Source organism: Streptomyces sp. NPDC060194 (genome assembly GCF_042728285.1).
GTDB lineage: Bacteria > Actinomycetota > Actinomycetes > Streptomycetales > Streptomycetaceae > Streptomyces.
Genome location: NZ_JBHWZH010000053.1, coordinates 31,553 through 38,666 on the forward strand (window position 1 = coordinate 31,553; position 7,114 = coordinate 38,666).

A 7,114-nucleotide genomic window follows, 5' to 3' on the forward strand; every position below is an offset into this window, starting at 1 on the left:
CGGCACCGCCGTGGTCGCCTCCGCCGTCGCCTCCGCCACGATCGTCACCTGATCCCGGCCCTCGCACTCACCGTCCCTTCATCCGCACCACCCTTCGGAACAACAGAGGAGAACGAGATGTCCGAGAAGAACATCAACGAGCAGGCCGAGACCGCCGCGGTCGACCAGGACCTGGAGCTGGGTTTGCAGGAGCTCGAGACGCTCGAGGCGCCGGGCTGGGTCACGATCGGCGGCTTCTCCGCCGGCATCAGCGCGAGCGTGGCCTCCGCGATCGTCTCGGCGACCATCGTCACCTGATCCGGACCGGCCCCTTCCGGCCCGCCGCCGGAAGAGGCCTTCCACCCCCGCCTCACACCCCCTCACCACCCTTCGCAACAGAGGAGATCGAGATGTCGGAGAAGAACATGAACGAGCAGGTCGCCGCGCAGTCCGAGACCGCCGCGGTCGACCAGGACCTGGAACTGGCGCTGCAGGAGCTCGAGACGCTCGAGGCACCCGGCTGGGTCACGATCGGCGGCTTCTCCGCCGGCATCAGCGCGAGCGTGGCCTCCGCGATCATCTCGGCGACCATCGTCACCTGATCCGGACCGGCCCCTTCCGGCCCGTTGTCGGAAGAAGCCTTCCACCTGCCTCACACCCCCTCACCACCCGTCAGAACAGAGGAGAACGAGATGTCCGAGAAGAACATCAACGAGCAGGCCGAGACCGCCGCGGTCGACCAGGACCTGGAACTGGGCCTGCAGGAGCTCGAGACGCTCGAGGCACCGGGCTGGGTCACGATCGGCGGCTTCTCCGCCGGCATCAGCGCGAGCGTGGCCTCCGCGATCATCTCGGCGACCATCGTCACCTGATCCCAACCGGCCCCTTCCGGCCCGCCGCCGGAAGAGGCCTTCCACCCCCGCCCCACACCCCCTCAACCCTTCGCAACCGAGGAGAACGAGATGTCCGAGAAGAACGAGCAGGTCGTCGCGTCGGCCGAGACCGCCGCCGTCGGCGAGCAGGGCCTGGAGCTGGGTCTGCAGGAGCTGGAGGCCCTGGAGGCCCCCGGTTTCTGGACCGGGTTCTCGGCCGGCACCGCGGTGGTCTCGGTCGCCGTCGGTTCCGCCGCGCTCATCACCTGATCCCCACCGGCGTCACCGCTGAAGCCCCGGCCTCCCCAGGCCGGGGCCCGGGCCCTCCACCCCGCCCTTCATCACCGCACTGGAAGGAGTCGTGATGAGTACCGCCCCGGCGATCTCCCTCACCGGACTCACCAAGAGGTTCAAGGACGTCACCGCGGTCGACGACCTCACCGTCGACATCCGCGCGGGCCGCGTCACCGGACTCCTCGGCCGCAACGGCGCCGGGAAGACCACCACCCTGCGCATGCTCCTGGGCCTGGCCCGGCCCACCGCAGGCTCCGCCACCGTGCTCGGCCACCCCTACGGATCACTGCCCCGCGCCGCTCACCGCGTCGGCGTCGCCATGGACTCGCTCGGGCCCGTGCCCGGCGCCACCGTTCGCGGCGAACTCCTCATCTGGGCCGCCTACCTGGGCCTGCCCCGCCCCCGCATCGACGAGGTCATCGGCCTCACCGGCCTCGACGGCGCCGAGGACCGGCCCGTCACCGGCTGCTCCACCGGCATGAAGCAGCGCCTGGCCCTGGCCACCGCGATGCTCGCCGACCCCGAGGTGCTCGTCCTGGACGAGCCCGCCAACGGCCTGGACCCCGACGGCATCCGCTGGCTGCGCGACACCCTGCGCGGCCTGGCCGCCGAAGGCCGCACCGTCCTGGTCTCCAGCCACCAGCTCGCCGAGGTCGCCCAGACCGTCGACGACGTGGTCGTCGTCCAGCGCTCCCTGCGCTACGCCGGCCCCCTCGAAGGGCTCACCGGTGGCGGCGAACGCCTGGAGGACCGCTTCTTCCAGCTCGTCGACTCCTCCGAAAGGACCCTGACCCATGCGTGACCTGCTGCGCGGGGAGCTCCGCAAGGCCGCGACCGGCCGCACGTGGTGGATCCTGCTGCTCGCCGGGACGTTCCTGTGCCTGCTCTCCACCTTCGGCTTCGCCTCCCAGGCACACGAGGCGGCCGGGGCGGAAGGCCCCGCGGCCTCTGCCGCCGACGACATCGCCCGCTCCTGGATGATGATGTTCCTGTTCTCCTCGCTGTTCGGCGCGGTCCTGGTGACCCGGGAGTACGGCGCCGGCACGATCTCCCGCTCGGTGCTGCTGGCAGGGTCGCGGACCCGTCTGCTGGCCGCCAAGACGGCCGTCGCCACCGTGGCCGGGACCTTCTTCGGACTGGCCGCCGCCGCCATGGGCGGGGCCGCGGTGGCACTGGCCCCGCGGGTCTACGGCGACGCGCCCGGCTTCACCGGCGAGACCGCACTGATCCTGGCCGGGGTGTTCGTGTGCTGTCTGACCGCCGCCGCCTGGGGAGCGCTCGTCGGCTTCGCCGTCCGCAACCAGGCGGCCACCGTTGCCGTACTGATCACCCTGACCCTGGTCGTCGACCCCGGTGTGCAGGCACTCGTCCCGGAGGCCGCCCAGTACCTGCTGACCATCGCCATGAGCTCCCTCTACCGCGACGTGAAGCCGGACCTCCTCTCCCTTCCCTGGGCCTACGCCGCGGTCGCGGCCTGGCTCACCGCCGCCTGGTTCGCCGCGCGCCGTCTGCTGACGGCGCGGGACCTCGCCTGACCCGAGGTGCTGCTCCGATGCCCGCACTGACCCTGCCCAAGCCCGCGCCGGCCCCGGCCGCCCCCGACCTCGACCACCCCCGCGCCTCCCCGTTCGTCGCCGTGCACGAGCCCTCCGAGCCCGACGTGCCCTGGGTCGTCCAGCGCGGCGAGTCCCAGCACTTCCGCATCGGCGCCGACCTCGGCCGGCTGCTGCGCTCCCTGGACGGCACCCGCGACCGGCACGGCCTGGCCGAGGAGATGGGCGGGTCCTGGACACCGGAGTCGGTGGACGTCGCGGTCCACGCCCTGGCCGACCGCCACCTCCTGGACGACGGCACCGAACCGCCCCGGACCCACCGGATCAAACTGGTGCCCCCGCTGACCGTCCAGTTCACACTCCTCAAGCCCGACCGGCTGCTGGAGCGGGCACGGCCGGTGATCCGGCTGCTGGCCCACCGGTCGGTCTCGGTGCTCACCGCCGCGATCGCCCTGGCAGGACTCCTCGCCCTGGCCGTCTCCTCCGCACAGCTCGGCGAGGCCGTCTCGAATCCGCTGCCGATGAACGCCTACCTCGCGGTGATGCTCGGCGTCATCGGCACCACCGCCGTCCACGAGTTCGCGCACGGTGCGGTCCTGACCCACCACGGCGGACGGCCCACCCGGATGGGCTTCATGCTCTTCTACATGTCGCCGGCGTTCTTCTGCGACGTGTCCGACGGCTGGCGGCTGGAGCAGCCCAGGCAGCGTGTGCAGATCGCGCTGGCCGGGGTGTACGTCCAGGCGGTGGCCGCCGGAGCAGCGGCGCTGGCCTCCTTCTTCGTCGACCCGGCCGGCGACTGGCGCGGCGCCCTGCTGGTGATGTCCCTGGCGATCTACCTGACCTGCGTCGTCAACCTGCTCCCGCTGGTCAAGCTGGACGGCTACATCGCGCTGATGAGCCACCTCGACATCTCCCACCTGCGGGAGAAGGCCATGACCGACGCGCTCACCACGATCTCCCGGATCGCCTTCGGCGGCCGCTACCGCCGCCAGCTGCCCGACCGCCCCTGGGCCGTCCCGTACGGGCTGGCCTGCCTGGTCTTCCCGCTCTACCTGGTGGGCACCGCACTGACCCTGTGGTCGGGGATGCTGCAACGGCTGGGCGCCACCGGGGCCGTCATGTTCGGCGCCGGACTGTGCTACCTGCTGTGGCGGCTCGGCAAGGGCTTCTACAAGCTGGGCGTCACCGCCTACCTGTCGGGAGCCCGCCCGGTCCGCGTCATCGGCGTCAGCGCGGCCGCCGCCACCCTGGTCGGGGCTGCCTTCACCGGCATCCACCTGCCCGCCACCTACTCGGCCGGGTACACGGTGGCCGCCGACGGCCGGGTCGACCTGGTCGTCCCCGAAGGCGCCGGGAACCGGCTGCTGGAGAAGGACGCGACGGTGCAGCTGCGCCGGAACGGGCTGCTCGCCCGGCCCCCGCTGACCACCGGCCGCCTGGTCTCCGAGACCTCCGTCCCGCAGAACGTGCCGCTCTCCGCGCTGGTCCCGATCTCCGGCGGCTCCGACATCCTGCCCGTGCGCGCCTACCCGCTCGAGGTGGCCGCCGCCCCCTCCGAGAAGACCGGAATCGCCGAGATCGACGCGGGCACCCACCCGCTGTGGAAGTGGCTCGCCGTCAGCTACCTCACCCCGCTCCTGCCGTAACCCCCGCCGGCCCGCCCGCCGCGCCGTCCGCCCGCGCGGCGGGGCCCGTGCCCGCACCCCCGCATCCCCGCCCATCTGACCGGAGAGCCTGGAGAAGACCGCCATGAGCCTGCGTCACATCGCCTACTGCCCGCCTGGAACTGTCTACTTCGACAAGCCCACCGCCGGCCCCGCCGGCGGCGAGGAGTACCCGCTGGCCGGCGCCGTGCTCCCCGAGGGGTGGACGCGCACCGCGCTGGGCGAGTGGACCTGCATCGGACCACCGGACCCCGACATCCCGATGCAGGGGTGGAAGGTCCACGTCTCGGCGACCCTGGAGTCCGCCGACGACGTCCTGGACATCGTCCGGGACTACGCCTACAGCCACCCGATCATGTTCAAGTTCCTCACCAGCCCGACCATGCTGATGCTGCGCAACAGCAAGTACGGGGACCGGGGGAGCAGCGGCAAGTTCATCACCATGTACCCCAAGGACGAGGAGCACCTGGACGAGGTCCTCCGCGACCTGGACGCCCTGCTGGGAGGGCGGGAAGGCCCCTACATCCTGAGCGACCTGCGCTGGAAGGAGGGCCCACTCTACGTCCGGTACGGGGGGTACGCCGCGCGGCTGTCGCGCCAGCCGGGCGGGGAGACCGTCCACTGCATCGAGGACCCCGAGGGCCGTCTGGTCCCCGACGTGCGCGGCCCGTCCTTCAAGCCCCCGGCGTGGGTCGAGCTGCCCGCGGTGGTCCGCGAGGCGCTGGAGGACCGCAACCGGGCGGGCGGACTCGGGAACTTCCCCTTCAAGATCACCAAGGCGCTGCACTTCTCCAACGGCGGCGGCGTCTACAAGGCGGTCGACACCCGCGACGGCCGCGAGGTCCTGGTCAAGGAGGGGCGCCCGCACGCCGGCCTCGACCAGCTCGGCACCGACGCCGTCGTCCGGCTGCAGCGCGAGCACGACGCGATGAGGGCACTGGAAGGCCTCGACGCCTTCCCCCGGGTCCTGGACTACCGCAAGGGCAGCCAGCACTGGTTCCTGACCCGGGAGTTCGTCGAGGGCGAGCAGCTCGGCGGGGAGATGGTCCGGCTCAACCCGGTCGTCCACTCCGCCACCGACCGCAGCGAGACCCTCGACCCCGCCGCCTACACCGACTGGGCGCTCGGCATCCTGGACCGCATCGAGGACGCCGTCGGCCAGATGCACGCGCGCGGCCTGGTCTTCGGCGACCTGCACCCCAACAACGTCCTGATCCGCCCCGACGGCACCGTCGCCTTCATCGACCTGGAGACCACCAGCGCCGTCGAAGGGCACGGCGGCCAGGCCATGGGCGCCCCCGGATACTGCGCCCCCGCCGGGACCACCGGCACCGACGTCGACCGCTACGCGCTCGGCTGCCTGCGGCTCAGCGTCTTCCTGCCGCTGACCACCCTGATGCCCTGGGACCCGGCCAAGGCCGAGCAGCTCATCGAGCTGGTCCGCGAGCGCTTCCCGGTCCCCGCCGACTTCGCCGACCGGGTCCGCGCCGAACTCGCCCTGGCCCCCGCGGACGACGTCGAGCCGCCCGCCGTGATGTGGTCGGCCCCGGTGTACGCGCTGGACACGGAGGCCTCGGCCGAGGAGCTGCGCGCGCTCGCCGAGCGGGTCGGCGCGGGCATCCTCGCCACCGCCACCCCCGAGCGCGAGGACCGCCTCTACCCCGGCGACATCGAGCAGTTCTCGCACCCCGGCGGCGGCCTCTCGGTCGCCCACGGCGCGGCGGGCGTCCTGTGGGCCCTGCACACCGCCGGCCTGGAGACCCCCACCGCCCACGTCGACTGGCTGGTGGACGCCGCCCGCACCGTGGACCAGCCACGCCCCGGCCTCTACGACGGGCTCGCCGGCGTCGCCTGCGTGCTGCACGCACTGGGCCGCACCCAGGAGGCCGCCGACCTGATGGACCGGGCGGTCGCCCTTCCCCGCGACGAGGCGGGCGACAGCCTCCACTCCGGCACCGCCGGCCTCGGCACCGCCCTGTTCGCCCTCGGCCGGGACGAGGAGGCCCACCTGCTGGCCTCCTCGTTCGCCGCCCGGATCAGCCTCGGCGCCGCCGACCTGCCCGACGGAACCGGCTACCCGGAGGCTCCCGGCGGCGAGACACGGGCCAAGCGGCAGCTGCCCGGGCTCCTCTACGGAGGATCCGGCCATGCCCTGTTCCTGATCCGCGCCTACGCCGCCGACCCCGTCCGGCACGGCACCGGCCTCCTGGACGCGGCCGCCGCCGTACTCCGCCGCGACCTGCGCGAGTCGGGCCGTCTCCCCGGCGGTCCCGCCCCCCTCGAGCAGGCCCCCTGGCGCGGCCCGCACATCGCCTGCGGCAGCGCGGGCCAGGCCGTCGCCCTGCACGAGCTGCTCCGCCACCGCGAGGACAGCGAACTGGCCGCCGTGCTGGAGGAGATGCGCACCGACCTGACGACCGACTACCACCCCGGCATCGGCCTGTTCACCGGTCGGGCCGGAGCGATGGCCGCGCTTGTCCACCTCGACGACGGCAGCGCGGCGGCCCGCCGCACCCTGCACGCCCAGCTCGCGGGCCTCGGCTGGCACGCCGTTCCGCACGCCGGGCATCTGGCCTTCCTCGGTGAGCACTCGCTGCGGCTCTCCACCGACCTGGCCACCGGCTCCGCCGGGGTCCTCGCCGTCCTCGGCACCCTTCTCGGGCCGGGCGGTTCCGCCCTGCCCTTCCTGGAGCCCACCGCTCTCGCGGTCACCGCCTGACCACCCGGGCCGCACCTCCTTGCCGGGAGG

The 7,114-nt window shown here is 73.1% G+C and carries 8 protein-coding genes; all 8 read left to right on the plus strand.

From position 1 onward, the window contains the following. Positions 1-117 precede the first annotated feature (117 nt). The 8 genes from ACFWEG_RS14430 (at position 118) to lanKC (ending at position 7,084) form a co-directional block, all read left to right on the plus strand. Positions 118-297: a daptide-type RiPP gene (locus ACFWEG_RS14430; protein ID WP_387214049.1), complete on the plus strand. Its 180-nt coding sequence runs from the start codon at positions 118-120 to the stop codon at positions 295-297. Positions 298-389: 92 nt separating this feature from the next. Next, positions 390-581 carry a daptide-type RiPP gene (locus ACFWEG_RS14435; RefSeq protein ID WP_387214052.1) on the plus strand — a complete coding sequence of 64 codons (192 nt, stop codon included), beginning with the start codon at positions 390-392 and terminating at the stop codon, positions 579-581. Positions 582-671: 90 nt separating this feature from the next. After that, positions 672-851 carry a daptide-type RiPP gene (locus ACFWEG_RS14440; protein WP_387214055.1) on the plus strand — a complete coding sequence of 60 codons (180 nt, stop codon included), beginning with the start codon at positions 672-674 and terminating at the stop codon, positions 849-851. Between the two features lie 90 nt (positions 852-941). Next, a complete protein-coding gene (locus ACFWEG_RS14445) occupies positions 942-1,121 on the plus strand; it encodes a daptide-type RiPP (protein ID WP_387214058.1) in 180 nt (59 codons plus the stop codon). 94 nt (positions 1,122-1,215) lie between these two features. Further along, positions 1,216-1,947 (plus strand): ABC transporter ATP-binding protein, encoded by a 732-nt coding sequence (locus ACFWEG_RS14450; protein WP_387214061.1) that lies wholly within the window; start codon positions 1,216-1,218, stop codon positions 1,945-1,947. Then, positions 1,940-2,680 (plus strand): ABC transporter permease, encoded by a 741-nt coding sequence (locus ACFWEG_RS14455; RefSeq protein WP_387214064.1) that lies wholly within the window; start codon positions 1,940-1,942, stop codon positions 2,678-2,680. The genes ACFWEG_RS14450 and ACFWEG_RS14455 overlap by 8 nt, the downstream gene beginning before the upstream one ends. 17 nt (positions 2,681-2,697) lie before the next feature. After that, positions 2,698-4,347 (plus strand): daptide biosynthesis intramembrane metalloprotease, encoded by a 1,650-nt coding sequence (gene mpaP, locus ACFWEG_RS14460; RefSeq protein ID WP_387214067.1) that lies wholly within the window; start codon positions 2,698-2,700, stop codon positions 4,345-4,347. A 103-nt stretch (positions 4,348-4,450) separates the two neighbouring features. Further along, positions 4,451-7,084 (plus strand): class III lanthionine synthetase LanKC, encoded by a 2,634-nt coding sequence (gene lanKC / locus ACFWEG_RS14465; RefSeq protein ID WP_387214070.1) that lies wholly within the window; start codon positions 4,451-4,453, stop codon positions 7,082-7,084. Positions 7,085-7,114 lie beyond the last annotated feature (30 nt).

Excerpts from the sequence above, each read along its gene's own strand:
- ACFWEG_RS14430 (WP_387214049.1), top strand. The coding sequence starts at position 118 with ATGTCCGAGAAGAACATCAACGAGCAGGCCGAGACCGCCGCGGTCGAC.
- ACFWEG_RS14435 (WP_387214052.1), top strand. The coding sequence starts at position 390 with ATGTCGGAGAAGAACATGAACGAGCAGGTCGCCGCGCAGTCCGAGACC.
- ACFWEG_RS14440 (WP_387214055.1), top strand. The coding sequence starts at position 672 with ATGTCCGAGAAGAACATCAACGAGCAGGCCGAGACCGCCGCGGTCGAC.
- ACFWEG_RS14445 (WP_387214058.1), top strand. The coding sequence starts at position 942 with ATGTCCGAGAAGAACGAGCAGGTCGTCGCGTCGGCCGAGACCGCCGCC.
- ACFWEG_RS14450 (WP_387214061.1), top strand. The coding sequence starts at position 1,216 with ATGAGTACCGCCCCGGCGATCTCCCTCACCGGACTCACCAAGAGGTTC.
- ACFWEG_RS14455 (WP_387214064.1), top strand. The coding sequence starts at position 1,940 with ATGCGTGACCTGCTGCGCGGGGAGCTCCGCAAGGCCGCGACCGGCCGC.
- mpaP (WP_387214067.1), top strand. The coding sequence starts at position 2,698 with ATGCCCGCACTGACCCTGCCCAAGCCCGCGCCGGCCCCGGCCGCCCCC.
- lanKC (WP_387214070.1), top strand. The coding sequence starts at position 4,451 with ATGAGCCTGCGTCACATCGCCTACTGCCCGCCTGGAACTGTCTACTTC.